Source organism: Streptomyces sirii (assembly GCF_045690365.1).
GTDB classification, from domain to species: domain Bacteria; phylum Actinomycetota; class Actinomycetes; order Streptomycetales; family Streptomycetaceae; genus Streptomyces; species Streptomyces sirii.
In genome coordinates this window covers 1,890,088-1,913,835 of record NZ_CP147982.1, presented here as the reverse complement: position 1 = coordinate 1,913,835, position 23,748 = coordinate 1,890,088, and the positions used below count along the sequence as shown (strand labels likewise).

The following is a 23,748-nucleotide window of genomic DNA, read 5'->3' as shown; positions in this document are numbered from 1 at the left end:
ACAAGGAGCCGCACCGCCATGGCTGAGCACGTCGCCGAACACGCCGCCTACCCCGTCGGACTGCGGCTGTCCGGCCGCAGGGTGGTCGTCCTGGGAGCCGGGCAGGTCGCCCAGCGCCGGCTCCCCTCGCTCGTCGCCGCCGGCGCCGACGTCCTGCTCGTCTCCCCGTCCGCCACCCCGTCCGTCGAGGCGATGGCCGACGCCGGTGAGATCCGCTGGGAGCGCCGCCGCTACCAGGCCGGCGACCTGGCCGAGGCCTGGTACGCACTGATCTCCACGGACGACCCGCAGGCCAACGCCGCCGCGTCCCAGGAGGCCGAGGAGCGCCGGGTGTGGTGCGTACGCGCCGACGACGCCGAAGCCGCCACCGCCTGGACGCCGGCCACCGGCCGCAGCGAGGGCGTGACCGTCGCCGTGCTCACCGGCCGCGACCCGCGCCGCTCCGCCGCCGTGCGCGACGCCATCGTCGAGGGCCTGCGCGACGGCAGCATCGCCGCCCCGCACCACCGCCGCCCCCACACGCCCGGCGTGGCGCTGGTCGGCGGCGGCCCCGGCGACCCGGACCTGATCACCGTCCGCGGCCGCCGCCTCCTGGCCGAGGCCGACGTCGTCATCGCCGACCGCCTCGGCCCCCGCGACCTGCTCGCCGAACTCCCCCCGCACGTCGAGGTCATCGACGCCGCGAAGATCCCCTACGGCCGCTTCATGGCCCAGGAGGCCATCAACAACGCGCTGATCGAGCACGCCAAGGCGGGCAAGGCCGTGGTCCGCCTCAAGGGCGGCGACCCGTTCGTCTTCGGCCGCGGCATGGAGGAGGCCCAGGCGCTCGCCGAAGCGGGGATCCCCTGCACGGTCGTGCCCGGCATCTCCAGCACCATCTCGGTCCCCGGTGCCGCCGGCATCCCCGTCACCCACCGCGGCGTCGCCCATGAGTTCACCGTCGTCAGCGGCCATGTCGCCCCCGACGACGAGCGCTCGCTGGTCGACTGGTCCTCGCTCGCCAAGCTGCGCGGCACCCTCGTCGTCCTGATGGGCGTGGAGAACAGCGGCGCCATCGCCGCCAAGCTCATCGAGCACGGCCGCCCCGCCGACACCCCGGCCGCCGTCATCCAGGAGGGCACCACCGCCACCCAGCGCCGGGTGGACGCGACCCTGGCGACCCTCGGCGAGACCGTACGGGCCGAGGGCGTCCGCCCCCCGGCGGTCATCGTCATCGGAGACGTCGTCACCGTCGGCGCCGGCGCTACCCACAGGTAACCGATCCCGTACGCGGCATTGGAACCTCGACACCGACAAGGCACTATCTCCCCGTGGCAGAAATCATCACCGTCGACGACCCGGACGACCCGCGGCTGGCCGACTACACCGGCCTGACCGACGTCGAACTGCGGCGCCGGCGCGAGCCCGCGGAGGGGCTCTTCATCGCCGAGGGCGAGAAGGTCATCCGGCGCGCCCGGCACGCCGGCTACGAGATGCGCTCCATGCTCCTCTCGGCCAAGTGGGTCGACGTCATGCGCGATGTCATCGACGAGGTCCCGGCACCGGTCTACGCCGTCAGCCCCGACCTCGCCGAACGGGTGACGGGCTATCACGTGCACCGCGGCGCGCTGGCCTCGATGCAGCGCAAGCCGCTGCCCGCGGCCGGCGAGCTGCTCGCCGCCTCGCGCCGCATCGTGGTCATGGAGGCGGTCAACGACCACACCAACATCGGCGCGATCTTCCGCAGCGCCGCGGCCCTCGGCATGGACGCGGTGCTGCTCTCCCCGGACTGCGCCGACCCGCTCTACCGCCGCTCGGTGAAGGTCTCCATGGGCGCGGTGTTCTCCGTGCCGTACGCCCGCCTGGAGAGCTGGCCCCGCGATCTGTCCGTCGTACGGGAAGCGGGCTTCAAGCTGCTGGCGCTCACCCCGGCCGAGAAGGCCACCGCCATCGACGAGGCCGCCCCGCACACCCTGGAGCGCGCGGCCCTGATGCTGGGCGCGGAGGGCGACGGGCTGACCACCGGGGCCCTGCGGGCCGCCGACGAATGGGTCCGCATCCCGATGGCGCACGGCGTGGACTCGCTCAACGTCGGTGCGGCCGCCGCGGTGGCGTTCTACGCCGTGGCGACCGGCCGACCCGCCTGACGAAACCCCTCCCGGTCCCACCCACCGGACCGGCCGAGTTCGCGGCGGCGGACCGGCCTCCGCGGCGTGCTACCTGCCGCCGGCCTCCGTGAGGGTGCCGGCGGCGCTCTGCGCGACCGGCACCCGCCGCTCCACCCCCACTGCGTGGGCCGGGCCCTGGCATCCCTGGGCCGCGGCGATACCGAGCGCCACCAGCAGCGTCACCACCACGAACACGATGACCCGCTGGCGCAGCAGCCGCCGGTCGGGGCCGGGCCGGCGCCCGCCCGCTCCCGTGCGCACCGGGGTACGCGAACCGTTTCGGCCCGTGGGCCGCGCCGGGACCCGCCGCGCGTTGCGCCCGCCGGTCCGCTGGTTCTTCCCCGCGCCCGATGCCGGAGCGGCCGGCCGGGCGCCGGAGTCCCGCGGCGCCGAGGGACGCGACGGGTGCGAACGCGGCGCCGACGAGCCCGCCGTCCCCCGCTCGGTGCGCTGGCGGGAGTACTCCTCGGCGCGCTGCCCGGTCGGGCGGTCCGAGGGGCGGCGCTCCGTACGGCCCCAACCCGCCCCGGTGCCGACGCCGTTCTCCAAAGGCCCACCGGACAGACCGTGCGCCTCACGGGCCGCGATCTCCTTGAGCCGCAGCGACAGCGACAGGGTGCTGGGGCGGTCCGCCGGGTCCTTGGCCAGGCACGAGGCGAGCAGCGGGGCCAGCGCGTCCGGCACCCCGGCCAGCTGTGCCTCCTCGTGGACCACGCGGTAGAGCATGACCTCCGAACTGCCCTGTCCGAAGGGGGAGTCGGCGGTGCAGGCGTAGGCGAGGGTGGCGCCCAGCGCGAAGATGTCGGTGGCCGGCGTCACGGCGGCGCCGCGTACCTGCTCGGGCGCCAGGAAGCCCGGCGAGCCGACGGCCGTACCGACATGCGTCAGCGTGCTGGCGCCGGTCGCCCAGGCGATACCGAAGTCGATGATCCGCGGGCCCTTGGGCGACAGCAGGATGTTGGACGGCTTCAGGTCGCGGTGCACCACTCCCGCGTCGTGCACGGCCAGCAGCCCCTCCGACAGCGCCGCGCCGATCGAGGCGACCTGCGCCGGCGACAGCGGGCCCTCCTCGTTGACCTTGTCGTGCAGGGAGGGCCCCGGTACATACTGGGTGGCGAACCACGGGCGGTCGGCGTCGAGATCCGCCGCCACCAGCCGGGCCGTGCAGCCGCCGCGGATCCGGCGGGCCGCCGAGACCTCGCGGGCGAACCGCGAGCGGAACTCCTGATCCTCCGCCAGGTCCGGCCGGATCACCTTCAGCGCCACCCGCTGGCCGCGCTTGTCCGACCCGAGATAGACCACGCCCATCCCGCCGGCGCCGAGCCGGCGGTGCAGCCGGAACGTCCCGACGACACGCGGGTCCTCGCGTCGGAGCCGCATCATCGCCATGTCCGTCCCCTACCTGCGGTGGGGAAGACCCCTCCGCTGCCAACCGTCTGACGTGGCACAGCTTACGGATTGCCGGCTCACTGTGCTGATAGGCCGCGCATGCGTCGGCGACCGGATTGTCGGTGGCGGGTGCGATCCTCGGAACGCGGGAGGGAATCGGCCGCCGTGCGCCCCGAATTCCCTCACGTGATCCCAAATGGGTAGGAGCGGCAGGGGGATTGACGCAACGAAAGATGAGCGGGACGGGGCGGCCCGGGACGCCGCGGATGCGTCCCGGGCGGCAAAATGCCCGGCGGGACGAGCGCACCGCGGGGGCGCGACGGTGCCGCGCGGGGGAGCGTCCGACGTGAGAGAGGTCACGCCGAGGCCGCTTGCGAAGGCCCGCGGTCGAGGGATCGGCCGCGCCCCCTGGGGGATGTCCCCAGGTCCACGACGCTCTCTCTCCACCCAGGGGAGTACACGAAGAGCCGTTCCGTCATCCTCCTGGAGGCCGACCAATAGGTACGACGGCATGACGCCCACCGCCCTCCACGTGCCTAGTGTTGTCTCCAAGCGGCGGGCGCAGCACTCGTCCCCCGAGGTCAGACGCCCGCCGCTCCGAACACGACGGGAGCGGGACGATGGATCGGATCTCAGGACTGACGGCGCTTCGGGCGCAGGGGCGCAGGTTCGCCTCGACGCTCGGCGGCCACCAGTCCTCGGGCACCCGCCATCCCCTCGTCGCGGTGGCCATGGTGCTGCCGCTGGCGATCGTTCTCGCCGTGGTCTTCGGCGGCTGGGAAGCCGTCATCACACAGGCGTCGTCCGTGGCCGGAATGCTGGGGCGCTGAGCGGCGCCCCAGGACCGGGAGAGCGGCCCGGGACGGGGGACTCCGGCCGAAAACCCCGTGGGGACGGGGGTGCGGCGGACGGCACGAACGGCCGGGCATCTGGGGAGATGCCCGGCCTTCGAGCTTTCCCGCCCCGCCGCCCGACCGGTCCCGCCACGCGCTCCGTCCGCCCCGCGCGTACGATCCGAGGCCGGGCCGCACCCCTTCGCACCACCACCCACGGCGCATCCGGCCCGCGGCGGCCCCGGGGGAGGGGAACCATGACCGCACCACCGCCCGGCCGCACCGCCGCCCCGGCCCCCGCTCCCGAGGTGCTCGCCGACCGCCCCGACGGCACCGTCGTCCGCAGCGGCGGTACGGTCACCAAGACCCACGCCCCCGACGCCGACCAGCACGACCTCGCCGCCCGGCTGCGCATCGCCGCCCACCCCCTCCTGCACGGCATCCTGCTGCCCCCGCTCCCGGTCACCGCCCCCGACGGCCTCCTCACCCGCACCGGCGACGGCCGCGCGGTCACCCACTGGCCCTACGGCAGCCCGGTCCCGCCCGACGACCCGGACGCCGCTCCCTGGGAGGACGCCGCCCGGCTGCTGGCCCGGCTGCACGGCGTCGACCCCCGCCAACTGCCCGGCCCCGTCCCGCCGATGCGCGGCCCAGCCAAGGCCGCTCGCGCGCTGGCCCGTATGCGCAGTGCCCTGGCGTCCGCCGCGGGCCCGCTCCCCGCGCCCCGTATACCGGCGCCCGGTCCCGGAAACCTCCCCGCGGCCGCCGCGGTCACGGCCCGCGCCTGGTCCCTGCTCCCGCCGTGGGCCCGGGGAGCCGCCCCGCTGCCGCGGACCGGCATCCTCTGCCACGGCGATCTGCATCTGGGCCAGCTCGTCCGCCACCCTGCCGCGGACGGCCCCTGGCTCCTGATAGACATCGACGACCTGGGCCTGGGCGACGGTGCCTGGGACCTGGCCCGCCCCGCCGCCTGGTTCGCCACCGGCCTGCTCGCCCCGGACGTCTGGGCGCGCTTCCTGGCCGCCTACCGCGCCGCGGGCGGCCGCGCCGTACGCCCCGACGGCGACCCCTGGCCCGACCTGGAGATACCGGCCCGCGCCCTGACGGTGCAGACCGCCGCGCTCGCCGTCGCCAAGGCCGCCGCCGCAGCCCGCCCCCTGGACGAGATCGAGTGCGCGGTCGTCGACGCCTGTGCCCGGATGACTTCCCTGCCTCAGCAGTTGGGGCCCGCCGGCCGCGTCGTAGGGTGAACACCTCGCCGCCGGGAGACCGTTCGGGCGGCGCCGCCGTGAGCGGAAGTCGATAACGGGAGTTGAGCCGACGATGCAGTGTCCCAAGTGCCATGCACCGATGCAGACATACCAGCGCAATGGCGTGCAGATCGAGCAGTGCGCCGGCTGCCGGGGGATCTTCCTGGACTACGGCGAGCTGGAGGCGCTGACCCGCCTTGAGGCGCAGTGGACCCAGCAGGCCCCGCCGCCGCCCGCCCCGCAGGCCTACCCGGCCGCACCCGCCTGGGGCGCCCCGCACCACGGCCACCACGGTCACCATGGACACCACGGTCACCACCGCAGCTTCGGCCACATGCTGTTCTCGTCCTGAACGAACCCGCACAAAGCCCGAGGGCCGGAGCGAGATGCTCCGGCCCTCGGGCTTGAGTGTGGACGATACTGGGATTGAACCAGTGACCTCTTCCGTGTCAGGGAAGCGCTCTCCCGCTGAGCTAATCGTCCTCGGGACCGCGGATCACGAAGATCCGCAGCTGCGTGCGCGATACTGGGATTGAACCAGTGACCTCTTCCGTGTCAGGGAAGCGCTCTCCCGCTGAGCTAATCGCGCGGGGGCCCGGTGGAGCCGGACCAGTGGACGATACTGGGATTGAACCAGTGACCTCTTCCGTGTCAGGGAAGCGCTCTCCCGCTGAGCTAATCGTCCTTGGAGGTGGAGACGGGATTTGAACCCGTGTAGACGGCTTTGCAGGCCGTTGCCTCGCCTCTCGGCCACTCCACCAGGAGTGAGGGGGTTCGGGAAGATCCCCCACATCGAGCGGACGACGAGACTCGAACTCGCGACATCCACCTTGGCAAGGTGGTGCTCTACCAACTGAGCTACGTCCGCAGGTGTCTCTCCCAGACTACGTCGGGGAGCTACTCCGCCTCCGGGGCGCTTGCGCGTCCCGGCGACGTGTTGAACTCTAGCGGATTCCGGGGCCAGTACAAAAACGCGTTTGTGCAGCGTGCTGCGCTGCTCGCTCGGCACAGGCGGCTCGGCGGTCCCCGCCATAGACTCGCTGACGTGCATGACTTCGCTCCGATGGCCCGCTTCGGCGGCCTGATAGCCACCGGCCTGCGGGATGTGACCAGCGATCCCGCGGCCCTGGACTCCACCGGCTGGTGGGCCGTGACCGCCGACTTCGAGGGCTCGGTGGTGTGCGCCCGCTTCACCGACGTACGTCCCGCCACGGCCGCGGACGCGCCCGCCCCCGACGGCTGGCGCGGCCCCGCCCCCACCGCCTGGACCAGTTCCCTGGACCGCGACGCCTATACCGCCGGCGTACGGCGCGTCCGTGAACACATCGCGGCCGGCGACGTCTACCAGGTGAACCTCTGCCGGGTGCTGACCGCGCCCCTGCCCGACCCCGCCCGCGCCGACGTGGACGCGCTCTCCGCCGTCCTGGCCCGCGGCAACCCCGCTCCGTACGCCGGCACCATCCGGCTGCCCGACCACGGCGTGGAGATCGCCAGCGCCTCCCCGGAGCTGTATCTGCGGCGCGACGACCGGACCGTCTCCTCCGGCCCCATCAAGGGCACCGGCCGGACCGCGGCCGACCTCTCGGAGAAGGACCGGGCGGAGAACGTGATGATCGTGGACCTGGTCCGCAACGATCTGGGCCGGGTCTGCGCCACCGGCACGGTCACCGTCCCGGCACTCTGCGCCGTCGAGGAGCACCCCGGCCTGGTCCACCTGGTCTCCACGGTGAGCGGAGAGCTCGACGGGGCCAACGAGAAGACCGCCTGGGCGGACCTGCTGGCGGCCACCTTCCCGCCCGGGTCGATCACCGGCGCCCCCAAGTCCAGCGCGCTGCGGATCATCGACGAACTGGAGACCGCGCCCCGCGGCCCGTACTGCGGAGGCATCGGCTGGGTCGACGCCGACCGCCGCACCGGCGAGCTCGCCGTCGGCATCCGCACGTTCTGGCTGGACCGCACCCCGCCCGGCGGACCGGTGCTCCGCTTCGGCGCCGGTGCGGGGATCATCTGGGACTCCGATCCGGAGCGGGAGTGGGCCGAGACGGAGTTGAAGGCCGGCCGACTGCTCGCGGTAGCGTCGGGGCTGCACGAGGTGAGTGGAGGAAAGCGATGAGGATCTGGCTCGACGGGGCACTGCGGGACGCCGAGGGCGCCCGGGTCTCGGTCTTCGACCACGGGCTGACGGTCGGCGACGGGGTCTTCGAGACCATCAAGGCCGACCACGGACGCGCCTTCGCCCTCACCCGCCATCTGGAGCGCCTGACCACCTCCGCCCGCGGTCTGGGCCTGCCCGACCCCGACCTGGACGAGGTGCGGCGCGGCTGCGAGGCCGTCCTCGACGCCAACCCGATGGCGCTGGGCCGGCTGCGGATCACCTACACCGGCGGCGTCTCCCCGCTCGGCTCGGACCGCGGGGAGGCCGGCCCCACCCTGGTCATCGCGCTCTCCGCGACCGAGCGCCGCCCCGACACCACCGCCGCCGTCACCGTCCCCTGGACCCGCAACGAACGCGGTGCGCTCACCGGCCTGAAGACCACCTCGTACGGTGAGAACGTCGTCGCGCTGGCCCGGGCCCGCGAACGGGGCGCCTCCGAGGCGCTGTTCGCCAACACCGTCGGCGCGCTCTGCGAGGGGACCGGCTCCAACGTCTTCGTCGTCCTGGACGGCGAACTGCACACCCCGCCGCTGCACTCCGGCTGCCTCGCGGGCATCACCCGCGCCCTGACCATCGCCTGGGCCGGCGCCAAGGAGACCGATCTGCCACTGGACGCCCTGGAGCGGGCCGAGGAGGTCTTCTTGACCTCCACCCTGCGCGACGTGCAGGCCGTGACCCGGGTCGACGGCCGCCAACTGGCCGACACCCCGGGCCCGGTGACCGCGGAAGCCATGCGGATCTTCGACGAGCACTCGGCCGCCGACTTCGATCCGCGGTGATGACGGGCCCCCGCGGGGCGAGTAGAAAGTCCTCGTGACCACTACGCTGCGCCCCGCCGGACCGGAAGAACGACAGGACGACGGCACCCGGGGCCGTCGGTACGACGTCTGCGTCAACAGCCGCCGGGTCGGCGGGATCCACCTGGCGACGGACGCCCGGTTCGGGCCGACGGCCGGCCGGATCGGGTACCTGGACATCGACCCGGCGGACCGGCACCGCGGCCGCGCCACCGTCGCCGCGCTCGCCGCCGAGGAGGTGCTGCGCGGCTGGGGCTGCCGGCAGATCGAGCTGACCGTCCCGGCCGAGGCCGCGGCCGCCCTGCGGCTCGCGGCGGCGCTGGGCTACACCGAGCGCAGCCGCACGATGAGCAAGCCGCTGGCCGGGCCGCCCCGCCTTCCCGAGGGCAGCCGCGACCGGCCGCTGGGCGAGGCGGATTACCCGGTCTGGCGCGAGGCCGCGCTCGCCGGGTACGTCCGTACCCTGCTGGGGCAGGGGATGCCCCGCGACCGTGCCGAGGAGAGCGCGCTGGCGGCCCATCGCGCGCTGCTGCCGGACGGCGCGGCCACGGCCGACCAGGTGCTGCGGATCCTCGTCCACGACGGCGCGGAGGTCGGCAGCGTCTGGGTCGCGCTGCGGATGCCGGAGCAGCCGGGCGGCTATGTCGTCGACGTCCAGGTGGCGCCCGGCCACCGCGGGCGCGGCCACGGCCGCACCCTGATGCTGGTCGCCGAGCGCGAGAGCCTGGCCGCGGGGTGCACCGGCCTCGGCCTGAACGTCTACGCGGACAACGCGCCGGCCCGCGGTCTGTACGACTCGCTGGGCTACCGGCCCACGGCGCACCTGCTGTGGAAGCAGATCCTGTGAGCGGACCGGCACACCACCGGCAGGGGGCTCAGGGCCCGCTCCGGCGGATCACGATCGGCCTAGCCCTGCTCGGCCAGCAGACGGTCGGCGATCTCCTCGATGCGGGCGCGCAGGCCGTCCTGGCTCTTGCCGCCGTCCAGGCGCTCGTCGCCGATCACATACGTCGGGGTGCCGGTCACCCCGATCGCCTTCCCCTCGGCCTGGTCCGCGTCGACGATCAGCAGATGCCGCCCGTCGATCAGCGCGGTGTCCAGCTCCTCGGTGTCCAGCCCCAGCTCGCCGGCGACCTCCAGCAGCAGCTTCTCGCCGCGCTTGCCGAGCTCCTCGGTGCGCGCCAGCACCGCCTCGACGTACGGCCAGCCCTGCCCCTGCTCCATGGCTTCCTCGGCGGCCTGTGCGGCCACATAGGCGTGCGGGTGCTTCGCCAGGGGGAAGTGGCGCAGCCGGATGTCCAGCCGGTCGCCGTAGCGCTCGCGCAGCGCCCGCAGGTCCGTGAGGGCGGTGCGGCAGTCCGGGCACTGCAGTTCGCACCAGACGTCCAGGACGGGACGGACGGGGGCGGAGGTGGTGGCGTCGTTCATGGGGCCAGTCTTCCAGTCCGGCGCCGGCCGGCCGAACTGGGACCTGCGGAGGACCGCGACCCCGAGATGTCCCTGATGCCGTACCGGAACATGGCCGACGGGGGGCCGGACAAGGCAGGATGGAAGGGAGCAGAGCGCAGCCTGCTCGCCCATCCACCGGCAGGAGGACCGGATGCTGACCTCGACCGTCTGTGCCGCGGTGTCGGCGGCGGGCCTGGGCATCGCCGCGCTGACGGCGTACCGCAAGCGGTTCCTGGCCGCGACCCGCATCGCCGCCTTTTCGCTGATCCCCATCGGGCTGGTGATGACCGGCGTCATCGACTGGCTCACCGGCATCGTCTTCAAGCCCACGGTCTGGGCCGGCTTCGGCCTGCTCGCGCTCTCCGCCGTGCTGTTCATGGTCAGCCGGGGTGTGGAGCGCCGCAGGGGCGGGATCGGCGGCCGCAAGGAGCGCAAGTCCGCGGCGGCCGCCAAGCCGGACGCGGTGGCGCCGGCCGCCTCCGCACCGTCCCTCGGCGCGGGGCGCGCGCCCGCCAAGGCGAAGGCTCCGCAGGGCAGGGACAGCGCACCCAAGGATGACTTCTCGGACATCGAAGCGATCCTGAAAAAGCACGGGATCTGATGAACTACCACTGCTGAGACGCTTATTGGGCGTAGTCAGACGATCATCTGCGTCATGATGCGCGCGAGATGAACGATGAGTGCGCCCTCGCCCAAGACGACGCCCCGTCCGCCGAACCGCGCGGTTGCCTGTTCGCGCTGTCCCAGCCGCCGCTGATGCTCTTCCTCGCCGTCATCGGCTTCCTGCTCCTCCTCGGTGCCGTACACGACCTCTTCATCCTGTGAGGCCGGCCGTGCGCCACCGCCCCGCCACGGCGGTACTCAGCCCGCGGCCTCCCGTCGTCGCGCCCGGTAGGCCGCGACATGCAGGCGGTTTCCGCAGGTGCGGCTGTCGCAGTAGCGCCGGGAGCGGTTGCGGGAGAGATCGACGAAGGTGTGCCGGCAGTCCGGTGCCTCGCAGTACCGCAGCCGCTCGCGCTCTCCGGCGACGACGATGAAGGCCAGCGCCATCCCGCCGTCGGCGGCCAGATGGTCGGCGACCGACGCGTCCGGCGCGAAGTAGTGGACATGCCAGTCGTACCCGTCGTGATCGGTCAGCTGCGGTGTGGTGCCGGCCGAGGCGACCAGCGCGTTGAGCCGCTCGGCCGCGGTGCGGTCGTCCTCGGCCGCGAAGACGTCGGCGAACCGCGCCCGGACCGCCCGCACGGCCGCCAGATCGCCGGGGCCCAGTGCGCCCACCCCGCTGACGTCGTTGCGCCGTACGAAGTCCTCCAGGGACTCCAGATCGGTCAGGCTGTCCGGCGCGCCGGGCGCTTCGCCCTCCGGGGCGGTGTTGAGCAGGTCGACGACCGCGTCCAGCGCGCACCGGGTGTCATGGGTGATCAGCACGGTTCCGCTCCCTGGCCGCGTGAGGCCGGACGGATACCGCCCGGTGTCGTTGCCGAATGGTCGCCGACTCTAGCGTCTGGAACAAGCTCCACAGCGCCGGGAACGAGCTCCAGCGCCGCCTCCGCGGTGGGCCCGCGGCGACGACGCCGAAGTGTGCCGTATGAACTTGTCGGTCCTGCGCCGTCTCCCCGAGTCGGACGGTCGCAAGTGTGAGCGGTTGAGTGCTTTCGGTTACCGCTCCGCGTCTCAGCTCTCCGCCAGGATGTGGGAGAGCTCGGTGTCGAGATCGAAATGCCGGTGCTCCGTACCGGGCGGTACGGCGGCATCGGTCCTTTTGAGGAACGACTCGAGGGCCCGTGCGGGCGCCTCCAGCAGTGCTTCGCCTTCCGGGGAACTCAGGGCGATACAGACAACGCCCTGCCCGTGGCTCCGGGACGGCCATACACGGACGTCTCCGGTGCCGGTGGGTCGATGCAGACCCTCGGCGAGGAGGTCGCGGGCGAAAACCCACTCGACGGTCTCCTCGGCTCCGGTGTGGAAGGTGGCATGCACGGCATAGGGATCGGCCGTGTCATACCGCAGGCCCGCGGGTACAGGCAGTGAGGACTCGCTCGACACAACGAGGCGCAGGTGCAGCTCGCAGCTGACCGTGGTGTTCATAAGCGCCAGGGCCTTTCGCTCAGTGTGCGCTCGGGGATTCGCACGTCGGCGAAATCGACATGCCACCTACGGTGCCGTTGTAAACCCCTCTGACGGTTTTGAGTGGTTTCAGGTACCTCTTACGGCGGATTGCGAGATCGTCCTCGGCGGTAATTCCGCGGAGTGATCCCGTCCGGTAAGTTTGGCAGTATGAATACGCAGAGTAACGGGGGGCCGGGAGTCGCCGAGGAGGATGCCGTGCCGGCCGAGCAGCCGCTCGGATCGCGAGCGCCGCACTTCATCAAGCGCTCCCGGCCGCTGCACGTGAGCTGGCAGGTCGGGGTCTTCGTCGTCGGTCTCGCGGTGGTCGTGGCCGGCGTGATCATGCTGCCGCTGCCGGGTCCCGGCTGGCTGGTGATCTTCGGCGGTATGGCGATCTGGGCGACGGAATTCGTCTGGGCGCAGCTGGTGCTGCGGTGGACCAAGCGAAAGGTCACCGAAGCGGCCCAGAAGGCGCTCGACCCCAAGGTGCGGCGCCGCAACATCATTCTCACCACCATCGGCCTGGTGATCATCGCCGCGGCGCTCGCGGTCTATGTGTGGAAGTTCGGCTTCGCGATGCCCTGGAACGTCTCCGAGTGACCTGGCGCCGCTCCGGCCGCGCTGCGCCCGAGCGGTCCCGGCCATGGTCATGAGTGCCCGCCGACGTGGGGTAATGTTGGCGATGCGCCCGGGCGATTAGCTCAGTGGGAGAGCGCTTCGTTCACACCGAAGAGGTCACTGGTTCGAACCCAGTATCGCCCACCCCGGACGACGGCCCGGAGACTTCCAAGTCTCCGGGCCGTCGCAGTTGTTGGGCGCGGGCGGCCTTCAGGCGCACACTGGGCGCATGCCCGACTGGTCGCGCCGGCTGCACCACTACCGCTTTCGCAGCGTATGGCTGCTCGACGCCCCGCCGGCGGCCGTCTACGCCGCCCTGGCGCAGGCCGAGGAGTACCCCCGGTGGTGGCCGCAGGTCCGCGAGGTGACCGCGCTCGACGAGCGCAGCGGCACCGCCCGGTTCAGATCGCTGCTGCCCTACGACCTCAAGGTCACCGCGACCGAGCGGGTGCGGGACCCGGAGGCGGGGCTGCTGGAGATCGCGATGCGGGGCGATCTGGCGGGGTGGGCGCGCTGGACCGTGGGGCCCGCCGGCGGCGGCACCCGGGCCGTGTTCGATCAGGACGTCGAGGTCCACAAGCCGCTGCTGCGGTGGTTCGCGCTGGTGGGGCGCCCGCTGTTCGTGGCCAATCACGCGCTGATGATGCGGGCCGGGCGGCGGGGTCTGGCCGCCCGGCTGGCTCGCGGCTGACAGGAATTTGATGGAAGGCCCGGACGACCTGTATTGTTCTGCTCGTTCGCGAGGGAAACCTCGCCGGCACCCGGGCGATTAGCTCAGTGGGAGAGCGCTTCGTTCACACCGAAGAGGTCACTGGTTCGAACCCAGTATCGCCCACCGGATCAAGAACCGGGCCACCAAAAGGTGGCCCGGTTTTTTTGTCGGCGGAATGCCGCGGACCGAATTCCCGTCCGGTGGTGGGCTTTTGTCGGGCGGAGCGCGGAATTCCTGATGCGTAATCAGGCGGCGGCCGGGAGTTCGGGACGCAGCGGCCAATGCGGATCGACCGCCTCGAAGCTGCCGGTGCGGGCGAACCACGCCTGCAGCCCCCGGGCCTGGGCCGCGTGCCAGACCGCCTGGCGGGTGTGCAGCTCCGCCGGGTGCAGGCCCTCCAGCCGGTCGGCGAAGCGGTGGCCCAGGGCGCGCACGACGCGCAGTGCGGCCAGCGCGTCGGCGGCCGCCTCGTGCGCGTCGGTCAGCTCGACCTCGTAGTGCGCGCACAGATCCGTGAGCGTGCGGCGGCCCTTGCGGTAGCGGTCCAGGTGCTTGTCGAGGACACGGGGGTCGAGGACGCACAGCGGATGCGCGCCCAGATAGGCGTTGAGCGAGCTGGCGCGGTGCCGCTTCAACTCGCGTTCCAGAAGGGTCAGATCGAAGGGGGCGTTCATCACCACCAGCGGGCGGCCGGCCACCGACTGCGCGGCCAGGGCGCGTGCGACCTCCTCCAGCACCGGCGCCGGCCAGCGGCCGTGCAGGGCGAGATGGTCGGCCGTCAGCCCGTGCACCGCCGTCGCGGCTTCCGGGATCTCGACGCCGGGATTGATCAGCCAGCGGGTGGTGCGGGGCGTCGAGCGCGGGGTCTCCTGGACCACCAGGGCCGCGGAGACGATGCGATCTCGCTCGACATCGATGCCCGTCGTCTCGGTGTCGAAGGCGGCAAGCGGACCGTCATACCAGCACGGCATCATCCCAACTCCTCGTGCTTGTACGGGGGATGGCAGCGCATACCACCCGAGCTGGTGATACCCGAGCCACCCGGTGCTCGAACCGCCGTTGTTTGCGGACCACTTGACGCGGAGAAAACCACAGAGACGGGCCGCGCGATCCGCCGCCTCCCCGTCACTCCAGACGCATCGATCGTGGGGGTGTTCCCCCCAGCCCGGAAGGCCCTGAGCGATGACGCTCGCGCAGCCCGAACCGGGCGGGCTGCTGCCTCAGCGGACCACACCGCAGCGCGGCGGACTCGCCACCACTGCCTGCATGGAGACTCTCCAGGTGGGCTATCTGCACGCGGTCGCCGCCGCCTCCGGATGCTCGCTGGCGCAGCCCTTCCCGGACAACGGAATCGACTGGCACGTCAGCCATGGCGCGCCGGGCCACACCGTCGACGACGAGGTCACCATCAAGGTGCAGCTCAAATGCACCTACCAGACCGCCCCGCGCCCACCGGGGCCGACCTTCGCCTTCACGCTCGACAACGACCACCTGGCCAAGCTCGCCCGTACGCCCGTGTCGGTGCACAAGATCCTTGTGGTGATGCTGGTCCCACGGACCCAGCAGGACTGGCTGCGGGCCTCCCACGACCGCCTCGAACTGCGGCACTGCTGCTACTGGACGAACCTGGCCGGCCATCCGGTGACCGGCCGGCGCAGGACCACTGTGCGGATCCCGACCACGCGGATCTTCGACGACCGAGCGCTCTGCGAGATCATGACGCGGGTCGGGGCGGGAGGGAGACCCTGATGTACCGGCCGACCGATGGACCCGACGCGCGGCTGCTGGATCCCGCGCTGCTCGACCCGGCGGTGCTCGGCGCGCTGCTGGCCCGGCACGGCTGGCGTCGCCGGGGCGGCGCCGCGGGCAACTACACCCGGTGGACGCCGCCCGGAGGGGTGGGTGGCACCAGCCTGCTGGTGCCGCACGACCGCCGCTTCCCCGACAGCGCGGAGCTGCTCGCCGAGGCCCTGGCGGCGCTGGCGCAGAGCGCCGCCCCCTCCGCACGCGAGGTGCTGGTGGGGCTCGCGGTGCCCAGCGACGAGGTGCGCTGGGAGCGCGAGGTCTCCGAGAGCGGCTCGGGCGCGGCGTACTGGGTGGCCCAGGAGCAGCTGCGCGGCGCGGCCCGCTCGATGCTGATCGCCGGGGCGCTGGGCACGTACGGCCGGGCCGGCTACTACGGCGCCCGGCACAAGCGGCAGGCCGAGGGGTTCATGGGCGAGGTGCTGGTCGGCCCGGCGGCCGGCGGGCGCCGGCTGACCGCGTTCGTCCCCGTGCGCGGTGGGCGCGGGGCGGTCACCGGACTGCAGCGGGCCCTGCACGCGGCCCGCGACGCCACCGACTACCAGCGCGCCACCGGCGGCATGGAGGCCTTCGACGCGGCCGTCGAGCTGGGCGTCTGCCATGAGCTGGCCCAGGCGCTGATCGCGCTGGTCCGCGATGCGGAGGGGGTGCGGATCGCGGTCGAGTGGTCACCGGCCGCCGGCGCCCCGGCCGGCTGCCCGGCACGCCCCGAACCGGTGGAGTTCTCGCCCGGCGACCTGCCCGCCCTCCAGCAGGCGGCCCAGCGCTATGTGCGCGAGGAGCCGTCGCTGCCGGTACGCGTGACCGGCGCGGTCGTACGGCTGCGCAGGGAGCGGCCCGGCGGCCCCGGCACGGTCCGGCTACGGGTGATCACCGGCGCCGACGTGGGGCAGGTACGGGTCTCGCTGGGGGAGGAGGACTACCGGATCGCCGGGCACGCCCACCTGGTCGGACTGCCGATCAGGGTCAGCGGGCGGCTGGAGAGCCGGGGCGGCTTCCGCCGGATCACCGGCGGCCGCGACGTCACGCCCGTACAGGTCGACGAGGCGGAGCGGGACCGCCTGCTGAAGTCGCTCCAGGAGAATCTCGACTTCTTCGAGGAGGCGTGCGGCGGGCCGCTGGACGACACCCCCTGACGGCTCCGTGCGCGGAATCCGTTTCGCGGTCGGGTCCGCGGGCTCGGTACGATTCGGCTGCGCAGCAATCGCTGTCGTGAAAGAGACATGAGTCAGGAGAGACCGGTGTCAGACGTCCGTGTGACCGTCCAACGCGATTCCGAGCGGGAAGAACGCGTGGTGACCACGGGCACTACGGCCGCCGACCTCTTCCAGGGCGAGCGCAGTGTCGTCGCCGCGCGGGTGGCCGGGGAGCTGAAGGACCTGGCCTACGAGGTCGCCGAGGGCGACGAGGTCGAGCCCGTCGACATCACCTCCGAGGACGGCCTGAACATCCTGCGGCACTCCACCGCGCATGTGATGGCCCAGGCCGTGCAGGAGCTGTTCCCGGAGGCGAAGCTCGGCATCGGCCCGCCCATCAAGGACGGCTTCTACTACGACTTCGACGTCGAGACCCCCTTCCACCCGGACGATCTCAAGCGCATCGAGAAGAAGATGCAGGAGATCCAGAAGCGCGGGCAGAAGTTCGCGCGCCGTGCCGTCAGCGACGACGCCGCGCGCGAGGAGCTGGCCGACGAGCCGTACAAGCTCGAACTGATCGGGCTCAAGGGCTCCGCCGCGGACGCCGCCGAGGGCGCCTCCGCCGAGGTCGGCGCCGGGCAGCTGACGATCTACGACAACCTCGACGGCAAGACCGGCGAGCTGTGCTGGAAGGACCTGTGCCGCGGTCCGCACCTGCCCAGCACCCGCGTGATCCCCGCGTTCAAGCTGATGCGCTCGGCCGCCGCGTACTGGCGCGGCAGCGAGAAGAACAAGCAGCTGCAGCGGATCTACGGCACCGCCTGGCCGACCAAGGACGAGCTCAAGGCGTATCTGGACTTCCTCGCCGAGGCCGAGAAGCGCGACCACCGCAAGCTCGGTGCGGAGCTGGACCTCTTCTCGTTCCCGGAGGAGCTGGGCCCGGGCCTCGCCGTCTTCCACCCCAAGGGTGGTGTCGTCCGCAAGGTGATGGAGGACTACTCGCGCCGGCGGCACGAGGTCTCCGGCTACGAGTTCGTGAACACCCCGCACCTCTCGAAGGAGCGCCTCTTCGAGATCTCCGGGCATCTGCCGCACTACGGCGAGGCGATGTTCCCGGCCATCGAGTTCGACGAGCAGAACTACCGCCTCAAGGCGATGAACTGCCCGATGCACAACCTGATCTTCAAGTCGCGCGGCCGGTCCTACCGTGAACTGCCGCTGCGCCTCTTCGAGTTCGGCACGGTCTACCGCTACGAGAAGTCCGGCGTGGTGCACGGCCTGACCCGCTCGCGCGGCTTCACCCAGGACGACTCGCACATCTACTGCACCAAGGAGCAGATGTCCGAGGAGCTCGACACGCTCCTGACCTTCGTGCTCGACCTGCTGCGCGACTACGGACTGACCGAATTCGAGCTGGAGCTGTCCACCCGCGACCCCGAGTCGGACAAGTTCATCGGCTCGGACGAGGACTGGGAGGAGGCCACCGAGGCGCTGCGCCAGGCGGCCGAGAAGCAGGGCCTCCCGCTGGTCCCGGACCCGGGCGGGGCCGCGTACTACGGGCCGAAGATCTCCGTCCAGGCCAAGGACGCCATCGGCCGGTCCTGGCAGATGTCGACCCTGCAGGTGGACTTCAACCAGCCCAAGCGCTTCGGCCTGGAGTACACCGCGGCCGACGGCTCCAAGCAGCAGCCCGTCATGCTGCACCGCGCCCTGTTCGGCTCCATCGAGCGGTTCTTCGGCGTGCTGCTGGAGCACTACGCGGGTGTGTTCCCGGCGTGGCTGGCCCCGGTGCAGGCGACCTGCATCCCGATCGGTGACACGCACGTGCCGTACCTGCAGGAGTTCGCCGCGCAGGCGAAGGCCAAGGGGCTGCGGGTCGAGGTCGACTCCTCGTCGGACCGGATGCAGAAGAAGATCAGGAACGCGCAGAAGAGCAAGGTGCCGTTCATGGTCATCGCCGGTGACGAGGACATGGCCGCCGGGGCGGTGTCCTTCCGCTACCGCGACGGGGCGCAGAAGAACGGCATCCCGCGCGACGAGGCGATCGCCGAGATCCTCGACGTGGTGGAGCGCCGCCTCCAGGTGTGAGGCCGGTTTCCGTGACATAGGGCCCCGGGGAGCGATCGGCTCCCCGGGGCCCCGTCATGTCTCGCCGTCCACCCGGAAGCGTCGCACCAGCCACGACGAGAACGAGCCCACCACCGCTCCGACCAGGGCGACGCCGACGAACATCAGCCCCGTGCCGGTCAGCCGGCCGCGCGGGGTGATGGGTGTGACGTCGCCGTACCCGGTGGTCGTCAGGGTCGAGCAGGCCCACCACACCGAGTCGCCGAAGGTCGTGATCGTCGAGTGCGGGGCGAGGCGCTCGTCGTGGTAGACGGCCAGGCTCGCGGCGAAGCCCAGCAGCAGCGAGGTCAGCCCGGCGTAGGTCATCACGCGGGCTTCGAGGGCGAGCCGCGGATGGTCCCTGCGGCGCTGCATCCGGTCGTGGATCTCGATGATCCGCAGCGGCCGCAGCAGGGGCAGCACGGTCACGACCAGATCCAGCCAGTGGGTGCGGACGAAGCGCCGGCGGTGCTTGCTGAGCAGCAGCCGGGCCAGGTATTCGACGATGAAGGCGCCCCAGGTCACGACGGTGACCAGGCCCCAGAAGGCCTGCCAGCCGGGGGAGAGGTCGGGGATCAGGACCCGGACCGCGTAGGAGGCGAGGAAGAGCAGCGAGGGGGCCAGGAGATACGGCTCGGCCCGCTCCTCCCACTCCCGCAACCGGGCTTCCCTGTCCATCGCCACAGCATCGCGGAGCGGCCGGCGCTGTGCGCCCCAACGACACGCTGCCAATGGACGAAGCCATATGCTGGCCCGTATGACAAGCGAGCCGGAGCAGCAGATCGGAGTCGGGACGCAGGACGCCTTCCAGCGCCTGTGGACGCCCCACCGGATGGCCTACATCCAGGGCGAGAACAAACCGAGCGGCCCGGGGGCCGACGACGGCTGCCCGTTCTGCACCATCCCCGCGAAGTCGGACGAGGACGGCCTCGTGATCGCGCGCGGTGAGCATGTCTACGCGGTGCTGAACCTCTACCCGTACAACGGCGGCCACCTCATGGTCGTCCCGTTCCGGCACGTCGCCGACTACACCGAGCTGGACGGCATGGAGACCGCCGAGCTGGCCGAGTTCACCAAGCGGGCGATGACCGCGCTGCGCACCGCGTCCGGGGCGCACGGCTTCAACATCGGGATGAACCAGGGCACGGTCGCCGGCGCCGGGATCGCGGCCCATCTCCACCAGCACGTCGTCCCGCGCTGGGGCGGGGACACCAACTTCATGCCGGTGGTCGGCCACACCAAGGTGCTGCCCCAACTCCTCGCCGACACACGGGCGATGCTCGCCGCGGCCTGGCCCGCGTAGGCACCTCGGGCCGTCGCCCGGGGCGGCCCTCCCGGGCGATGCCTCATACGACACGTACACAGATGAATCGGGCATATCGCCCTATTTCGGATTAGTTGCCTCTCTAATGGGGTGGTGACTTCACTGGATCGTCGCTCCGTGCTGCGCGCGGCCGCCTCGGCCGCGGGGGCCGGCGCGCTGGTGGCGGGCTGCGCCCCGGACCGGGCGAAGGACCCCGGCGCCGCACGGGCCGCCCGCGGGCCGGGCCCCTCCGGAGCCGGCCGGCACCCACCCGCCCCCGCCGCCCGGCGGCCCACCCGGGTGCCCGGCCAGGGCGCACAGATCGAGCACGGGCCGCGCGACGGGCGGGCCGTCGCGCTGACCTTCCACGGCGCGGGCGACCCCCGGCTGGCCACCGCCCTGCTCGGCGAGGCCGAGCGGGCCGGCGCCAAGGTCACCGTGCTCGCCGTCGGCGACTGGCTCGACGAGCAGCCCGCGATGGCCCGCCGCATCCTCGACGGCGGCCATGAGCTGGGCAACCACACCATGCACCACCGCGCGATCTGCGCCCTGCCGGCCGCCGAGGCGTACGCCGAGATCGTCCGCTGCGCCGAACGGCTGCGCACCCTCACCGGCACCATCGGCAGCTGGTTCCGCCCCTCGCAGACCCGGCGGGCCACGGATCTGGTGACCTCGCTGGCCCGCAAGGCCGGCTATCCGCATGTCCTGTCCTACGACGTGGACTCCCTCGACGCGAACGACCCCGGTGCCCCGGCCGTCCGGCGCACGGTCCTGGACTCGGTCGGGCCGGGCTCGGTCGTGAGCCTCCACCTGGGGCACGCCGGCACGGTGGCCGCGCTGCCCCCCATCCTCGACGGCCTCCGCCGGCGCGGTCTGCGCGCGGTGACGACAACGGAGCTAGTGACCTGATGGCTGACCGGAACCGAACCGATTCCCCGACCGGCTTCCCGAGCCGGGGCCTTCGCCACCGGGCGGCCGCGCTGCTCGCCGCGGCCTGTGCGCTGGTGGCGGCGGGCTGCAGCGGCGGGACCAAGCCCGCCGCGCAGAGCCCCCCGCCGGTCGAACGCGCCCCGGTCAAGGCCGCCAAACCGGGACTGCCCGGGATGCCGCCGCTGCTCGACGAGCACGACCTGTACGCGGCGGACCGCCCGGGCAAGCTGGCGCCGCAGGTCAAGGGCTACCCGTCGCGGATCTACGTCCCCAACACCGGGTCCGACACCGTCAGCGTCATCGACCCGAAGACGTACAAGGTCATGGAGACCATCCCGGTCGGCGTGCAGCCCCAGCACGTCGTGCCGTCCTGGGACATGAAGACGCTCTGGGTCAACAACAACCGGGGGCACGACCTCACCCCGATCGACCCCGCCACCGGCAAGGCCGGCAAGCGCGTCAAGGTCCACGACCCGTACAACCTGTACTTCACGCCCAACGGGAAGTACGCGGTGGTGATGGCCTCCATGGACCGCCAGCTGGTCTTCCGCGACCCGCACAGCATGGAGATCCGCAAGACCGTCCCGGTCGGTTGCGCCGGCGTCAACCACGCCGACTTCTCGCCGGACGGCAAGTACTTCATCGTCTCCTGCGAGTTCTCCGGCGAGCTGCTGAAGGTCGACACGGAGAAGATGAAGGTCATCGGCAAGGAGAAGCTGCCGTTCGAGGGCGCCATGCCGCAGGACGTGAAGATCTCCCCGGACGGCAGGACCTGGTACATCGCCGACATGATGGCCGACGGCATCTGGGTGCTCAACGGCGACGCCTTCGACCGGCCCAGGCTGATGCCGACCGGCAAGGGCGCCCACGGCCTCTACGTCAGCCGCGACTCGAAGACCATGTACATCTCCAACCGAGGCGAGGGCTCGATCTCCCTGCTCGACTTCAAGACCGGCGAACTCGCCGGCAAGTGGCACATCCGCGGCGGCGGCAGCCCCGACATGGGCGGGCTGTCCACCGACGGCAAGGTCCTGTGGCTCTCCGGCCGCTACCACTCCGAGGTCTACGCACTGGACACCCGCACCGGCAAGACCCTGGCCAAGATCCCGGTCGGCCAGGGCCCGCACGGCCTCGCGGTCTACCCGCAGCCGGGACGCTACTCCCTGGGGCACACCGGGATCTTCCGCTAGGGCAGACGCATCCGGGGCCTGCCCGGCGAAGAGCGCCGGGCAGGCCCCAGGAGGCGAGGACCGCTATGCGTGGTACTCGTCGGCCTTCTGCGGTTCCACACCCTGGATCATGCCGCTGAGCGCCAGGGAGCGGTTGGTGAAGCGCTCGGTGTCCACGCCGTTGTCCTTCAGGACGTTCATCGCGGCGGAGTGGACCGTGCGCAGGACCGGGGTCGCGGCGCGCAGCGCGTCGTCGGCCATGAAGCGGTGCCGCCAGGGCTTGTCGGCCCAGACGTGCCGCAGACCGAACGGCTCGGGGAGCGTCAGCTTGCCGCCCAGGAAGTCCAGGACCGGCGGGAACCAGGTCAGCGGGGCCCGGGCGGCGAGCCGGACCACCTCCTGCGGCTCGATCAGCGGCAGGTGCTGGGTCTTGGTCTCCCAGAACTTGACGACCTTGGCGACGTCCTTGGTCTTCGGCTCCGGCTTCGTCGTGAACAGACCGTTGACCGGGCCGAGGGCGTGGCCGGTCACCTCGATGCGCAGCGTCTCGTGCAGCACCGTGACGGTGATCATCAACGTGATCACCAACTGGCCGTCCCACAGCACGAACTGGACGCCGAGGTAGTGGCGGTTGCCGCTGCCGAACTGCTGGTCGTTGCAGATCCGCTCTATCTCGTGGCCGCGGATCTGGTAGGCCTCGACATGCGTGCCCTCCGGACGGCTGACGGCGCCGGCCTTCTCACCGACCGGCGAGACGATCCAGTGGCGGACGGAAGGCGTCGGGAAGCCGCCGGTGTGCAGCGGGCTGCGCTCCAGCAGCCGCAGCTTGTCGTGGATCGCGCGGATCACGTCCCAGCTGCGGAACGGGTTGATCTCCGTGCCCTCCTGCGCCGGCTTGAGCTCCTCGGCCAGCTGCCAGCTGCCCCAACGGGTGCCCATGCCGAGTATGCCCTTGGGGCCGGCGTAGAAGACGACATTGCTGCTCTGCTCGGCGGTGACCTTCGCCAGATTCTGCCGAAGGGTCTCGGCGGCGGTCTCGTTCGGATCCTGCGGCACCGCCTCGGGGATCTTGGCGGCCACCCCACCACCCTCCAGCAGCCCCTTCCACGACTCCCGCATCGCCACCGCGGTCTTCTCGCAGATCTGCTTGGCCAGCCACCAGCCGACCACCGGGGCGACGACCATGGCCCGGGCGTACATCGGCCAGAAGCCGTTCATCGGCAGCTTGACCATGAAGACCAGGCCGACACCGGCGAGCACGGTCAGCAGCACCGCGCCGAGCAGCGAGACGCCCTTGCCCTCGCCGTCCTTGGAGAGCATCTTGCGCAGCTGGAAGACGCCCAGCCACAGCAGCACACCGGGCAGGAACAGCAGCCCGAACAGCACCATCAGCACCGTCAGCTTGGTGTCCCGCTGCTTGCGCACGCGGGTGGCCGACAGGCAGTGCTCGACGATCGTCTGCGGCTCGACCCCGAACGACTGGATGAGCGCCTTACGGCCGCCGCCGAGCATCCGCACCTGCACCGCGCGCGAGTACGCCTCGCCGAGATTGGGCGCGAACAGCGACAGCTTCGGCTTCTTGATCTCGGACTTGCCCGAGTCGGAGTCCGCCTTGGAGATATCGGCCAGCGGGCTGTCCCGATAGGCGGCCGAGGCCAGCGCCTGGGTCGCCGCCGTCTGCCCGGCGCTCCCCGAGAGCGGCACCTGCGCCCCTGGGCTGAAGTCGAACCCGTCTGCCACTACCGCCCCCCACACCGCTCGCATCCGATGATGCGGCTCTTCCCGGCTTCCGCCGACGGCACACCTGCAAAGAGCCGGTGGCCGACGCGCCCCGTCGCCGCG

General features: G+C 72.0%; 25 protein-coding genes and 7 tRNA genes. 20 read left to right on the top strand and 12 right to left on the bottom strand.

Annotation, left to right across the window (positions count from 1 at the left end; genetic code table 11):
* Positions 1 to 18 precede the first annotated feature (18 nt).
* Together cobA and WAB15_RS08675 are read left to right on the top strand one after the other, a co-directional pair.
* The gene (gene cobA, locus WAB15_RS08680) at positions 19 to 1,257 is read left to right on the top strand and encodes a uroporphyrinogen-III C-methyltransferase (RefSeq protein WP_407285871.1); all 1,239 of its coding nucleotides are present in this window, start codon (positions 19 to 21) and stop codon (positions 1,255 to 1,257) included.
* Between the two features lie 53 nt (positions 1,258 to 1,310).
* Entirely contained in the window at positions 1,311 to 2,126 is an 816-nt protein-coding gene (locus WAB15_RS08675; protein ID WP_399144143.1) for a TrmH family RNA methyltransferase, read from the top strand.
* Between the two features lie 69 nt (positions 2,127 to 2,195).
* Here WAB15_RS08675 and WAB15_RS08670 read toward each other — a convergent pair whose 3' ends face one another.
* On the bottom strand, positions 2,196 to 3,536 hold the full coding sequence (locus WAB15_RS08670; protein WP_407285870.1) for a protein kinase domain-containing protein: 1,341 nt from the start codon (positions 3,534 to 3,536) through the stop codon (positions 2,196 to 2,198).
* A 620-nt stretch (positions 3,537 to 4,156) separates the two neighbouring features.
* On the opposite strand from WAB15_RS08670, the gene WAB15_RS08665 reads away from it, so the two are divergent.
* From WAB15_RS08665 to WAB15_RS08655, 3 genes are all read left to right on the top strand, one after another.
* Positions 4,157 to 4,366: a hypothetical protein gene (locus WAB15_RS08665; protein WP_384428931.1), complete on the top strand. Its 210-nt coding sequence runs from the start codon at positions 4,157 to 4,159 to the stop codon at positions 4,364 to 4,366.
* Between the two features lie 260 nt (positions 4,367 to 4,626).
* The gene (locus WAB15_RS08660) at positions 4,627 to 5,619 is read left to right on the top strand and encodes a phosphotransferase family protein (RefSeq protein WP_407285869.1); all 993 of its coding nucleotides are present in this window, start codon (positions 4,627 to 4,629) and stop codon (positions 5,617 to 5,619) included.
* A gap of 73 nt (positions 5,620 to 5,692) precedes the next feature.
* Positions 5,693 to 5,971: a zf-TFIIB domain-containing protein gene (locus WAB15_RS08655; protein ID WP_393488016.1), complete on the top strand. Its 279-nt coding sequence runs from the start codon at positions 5,693 to 5,695 to the stop codon at positions 5,969 to 5,971.
* 59 nt (positions 5,972 to 6,030) lie between these two features.
* On the opposite strand, the gene WAB15_RS08650 is transcribed toward WAB15_RS08655, so the two are convergent.
* From WAB15_RS08650 to WAB15_RS08630, 5 genes are all read right to left on the bottom strand, one after another.
* Positions 6,031 to 6,102: transfer RNA gene (locus WAB15_RS08650), tRNA-Val, on the bottom strand.
* Positions 6,103 to 6,136: 34 nt separating this feature from the next.
* Positions 6,137 to 6,208: transfer RNA gene (locus tag WAB15_RS08645), tRNA-Val, on the bottom strand.
* Between the two features lie 24 nt (positions 6,209 to 6,232).
* Positions 6,233 to 6,304 (bottom strand) — tRNA-Val (locus WAB15_RS08640).
* Position 6,305: 1 nt separating this feature from the next.
* Positions 6,306 to 6,379 (bottom strand) — tRNA-Cys (locus WAB15_RS08635).
* Between the two features lie 35 nt (positions 6,380 to 6,414).
* Positions 6,415 to 6,487, bottom strand: a tRNA-Gly gene (locus tag WAB15_RS08630).
* A gap of 177 nt (positions 6,488 to 6,664) precedes the next feature.
* Between WAB15_RS08630 and WAB15_RS08625 the strand changes: the two genes are divergently transcribed.
* From WAB15_RS08625 to WAB15_RS08615, 3 genes are read left to right on the top strand one after another with little or no spacing between them, the layout of a single operon-like run.
* Positions 6,665 to 7,732, top strand: coding sequence for a chorismate-binding protein (locus WAB15_RS08625; protein ID WP_407285868.1), 1,068 nt, complete (start codon positions 6,665 to 6,667; stop codon positions 7,730 to 7,732).
* On the top strand, positions 7,729 to 8,553 hold the full coding sequence (locus tag WAB15_RS08620) for an aminotransferase class IV (protein WP_399144138.1): 825 nt from the start codon (positions 7,729 to 7,731) through the stop codon (positions 8,551 to 8,553). The genes WAB15_RS08625 and WAB15_RS08620 overlap by 4 nt, the downstream gene beginning before the upstream one ends.
* Positions 8,554 to 8,587: 34 nt before the next feature.
* On the top strand, positions 8,588 to 9,418 hold the full coding sequence (locus tag WAB15_RS08615) for a GNAT family N-acetyltransferase (RefSeq protein ID WP_407285867.1): 831 nt from the start codon (positions 8,588 to 8,590) through the stop codon (positions 9,416 to 9,418).
* Between the two features lie 59 nt (positions 9,419 to 9,477).
* On the opposite strand, the gene WAB15_RS08610 is transcribed toward WAB15_RS08615, so the two are convergent.
* On the bottom strand, positions 9,478 to 9,999 hold the full coding sequence (locus WAB15_RS08610; RefSeq protein WP_407285866.1) for a DsbA family protein: 522 nt from the start codon (positions 9,997 to 9,999) through the stop codon (positions 9,478 to 9,480).
* Between the two features lie 172 nt (positions 10,000 to 10,171).
* Between WAB15_RS08610 and WAB15_RS08605 the strand changes: the two genes are divergently transcribed.
* Positions 10,172 to 10,621: a hypothetical protein gene (locus WAB15_RS08605; protein ID WP_407285865.1), complete on the top strand. Its 450-nt coding sequence runs from the start codon at positions 10,172 to 10,174 to the stop codon at positions 10,619 to 10,621.
* Positions 10,622 to 10,689: 68 nt separating this feature from the next.
* Positions 10,690 to 10,845: a hypothetical protein gene (locus tag WAB15_RS08600; protein WP_384428953.1), complete on the top strand. Its 156-nt coding sequence runs from the start codon at positions 10,690 to 10,692 to the stop codon at positions 10,843 to 10,845.
* A 36-nt stretch (positions 10,846 to 10,881) separates the two neighbouring features.
* Here WAB15_RS08600 and WAB15_RS08595 read toward each other — a convergent pair whose 3' ends face one another.
* Complete coding sequence (locus WAB15_RS08595) at positions 10,882 to 11,448, bottom strand: CGNR zinc finger domain-containing protein (protein WP_393488006.1); 567 nt, start codon at positions 11,446 to 11,448, stop codon at positions 10,882 to 10,884.
* A gap of 246 nt (positions 11,449 to 11,694) precedes the next feature.
* The gene (locus tag WAB15_RS08590) at positions 11,695 to 12,108 is read right to left on the bottom strand and encodes an SsgA family sporulation/cell division regulator (RefSeq protein ID WP_003959770.1); all 414 of its coding nucleotides are present in this window, start codon (positions 12,106 to 12,108) and stop codon (positions 11,695 to 11,697) included.
* Between the two features lie 189 nt (positions 12,109 to 12,297).
* Between WAB15_RS08590 and WAB15_RS08585 the strand changes: the two genes are divergently transcribed.
* The 4 genes from WAB15_RS08585 (at position 12,298) to WAB15_RS08570 (ending at position 13,582) form a co-directional block, all read left to right on the top strand.
* Positions 12,298 to 12,729: a TIGR02611 family protein gene (locus WAB15_RS08585; RefSeq protein ID WP_407285864.1), complete on the top strand. Its 432-nt coding sequence runs from the start codon at positions 12,298 to 12,300 to the stop codon at positions 12,727 to 12,729.
* Positions 12,730 to 12,819: 90 nt separating this feature from the next.
* Positions 12,820 to 12,891 (top strand) — tRNA-Val (locus WAB15_RS08580).
* 85 nt (positions 12,892 to 12,976) lie between these two features.
* On the top strand, positions 12,977 to 13,438 hold the full coding sequence (locus WAB15_RS08575; protein WP_407285863.1) for an SRPBCC family protein: 462 nt from the start codon (positions 12,977 to 12,979) through the stop codon (positions 13,436 to 13,438).
* Positions 13,439 to 13,510: 72 nt separating this feature from the next.
* Positions 13,511 to 13,582, top strand: a tRNA-Val gene (locus WAB15_RS08570).
* A 122-nt stretch (positions 13,583 to 13,704) separates the two neighbouring features.
* Here WAB15_RS08570 and WAB15_RS08565 read toward each other — a convergent pair.
* Positions 13,705 to 14,430 (bottom strand): exonuclease domain-containing protein, encoded by a 726-nt coding sequence (locus tag WAB15_RS08565; protein ID WP_393488508.1) that lies wholly within the window; start codon positions 14,428 to 14,430, stop codon positions 13,705 to 13,707.
* Between the two features lie 211 nt (positions 14,431 to 14,641).
* On the opposite strand from WAB15_RS08565, the gene WAB15_RS08560 reads away from it, so the two are divergent.
* From WAB15_RS08560 to thrS, 3 genes are all read left to right on the top strand, one after another.
* A complete protein-coding gene (locus WAB15_RS08560) occupies positions 14,642 to 15,208 on the top strand; it encodes a DUF4365 domain-containing protein (protein ID WP_384428968.1) in 567 nt (188 codons plus the stop codon).
* A complete protein-coding gene (locus WAB15_RS08555; protein WP_407285862.1) occupies positions 15,208 to 16,398 on the top strand; it encodes a hypothetical protein in 1,191 nt (396 codons plus the stop codon). Before WAB15_RS08560 ends, WAB15_RS08555 begins: the two co-directional genes overlap by 1 nt.
* Before the next feature lie 105 nt (positions 16,399 to 16,503).
* A complete protein-coding gene (thrS, locus tag WAB15_RS08550; protein WP_407285861.1) occupies positions 16,504 to 18,486 on the top strand; it encodes a threonine--tRNA ligase in 1,983 nt (660 codons plus the stop codon).
* Between the two features lie 54 nt (positions 18,487 to 18,540).
* Here the strand turns inward: thrS and WAB15_RS08545 are convergent, their stop codons facing one another.
* Positions 18,541 to 19,182, bottom strand: coding sequence for a potassium channel family protein (locus tag WAB15_RS08545; RefSeq protein ID WP_407285860.1), 642 nt, complete (start codon positions 19,180 to 19,182; stop codon positions 18,541 to 18,543).
* Positions 19,183 to 19,249: 67 nt separating this feature from the next.
* Between WAB15_RS08545 and WAB15_RS08540 the strand changes: the two genes are divergently transcribed.
* The 3 genes from WAB15_RS08540 to WAB15_RS08530 all read left to right on the top strand — a co-directional run bounded on the left by WAB15_RS08540 (position 19,250) and on the right by WAB15_RS08530 (position 21,927).
* Positions 19,250 to 19,807, top strand: coding sequence for an HIT family protein (locus WAB15_RS08540; RefSeq protein ID WP_407285859.1), 558 nt, complete (start codon positions 19,250 to 19,252; stop codon positions 19,805 to 19,807).
* A gap of 114 nt (positions 19,808 to 19,921) precedes the next feature.
* Positions 19,922 to 20,716, top strand: coding sequence for a polysaccharide deacetylase family protein (locus WAB15_RS08535; RefSeq protein ID WP_407285858.1), 795 nt, complete (start codon positions 19,922 to 19,924; stop codon positions 20,714 to 20,716).
* Complete coding sequence (locus tag WAB15_RS08530; RefSeq protein ID WP_399144128.1) at positions 20,716 to 21,927, top strand: YncE family protein; 1,212 nt, start codon at positions 20,716 to 20,718, stop codon at positions 21,925 to 21,927. Before WAB15_RS08535 ends, WAB15_RS08530 begins: the two co-directional genes overlap by 1 nt.
* A gap of 63 nt (positions 21,928 to 21,990) precedes the next feature.
* Here WAB15_RS08530 and WAB15_RS08525 read toward each other — a convergent pair whose 3' ends face one another.
* A complete protein-coding gene (locus tag WAB15_RS08525; RefSeq protein ID WP_399144127.1) occupies positions 21,991 to 23,670 on the bottom strand; it encodes a hypothetical protein in 1,680 nt (559 codons plus the stop codon).
* Positions 23,671 to 23,748: the final 78 nt, after the last annotated feature.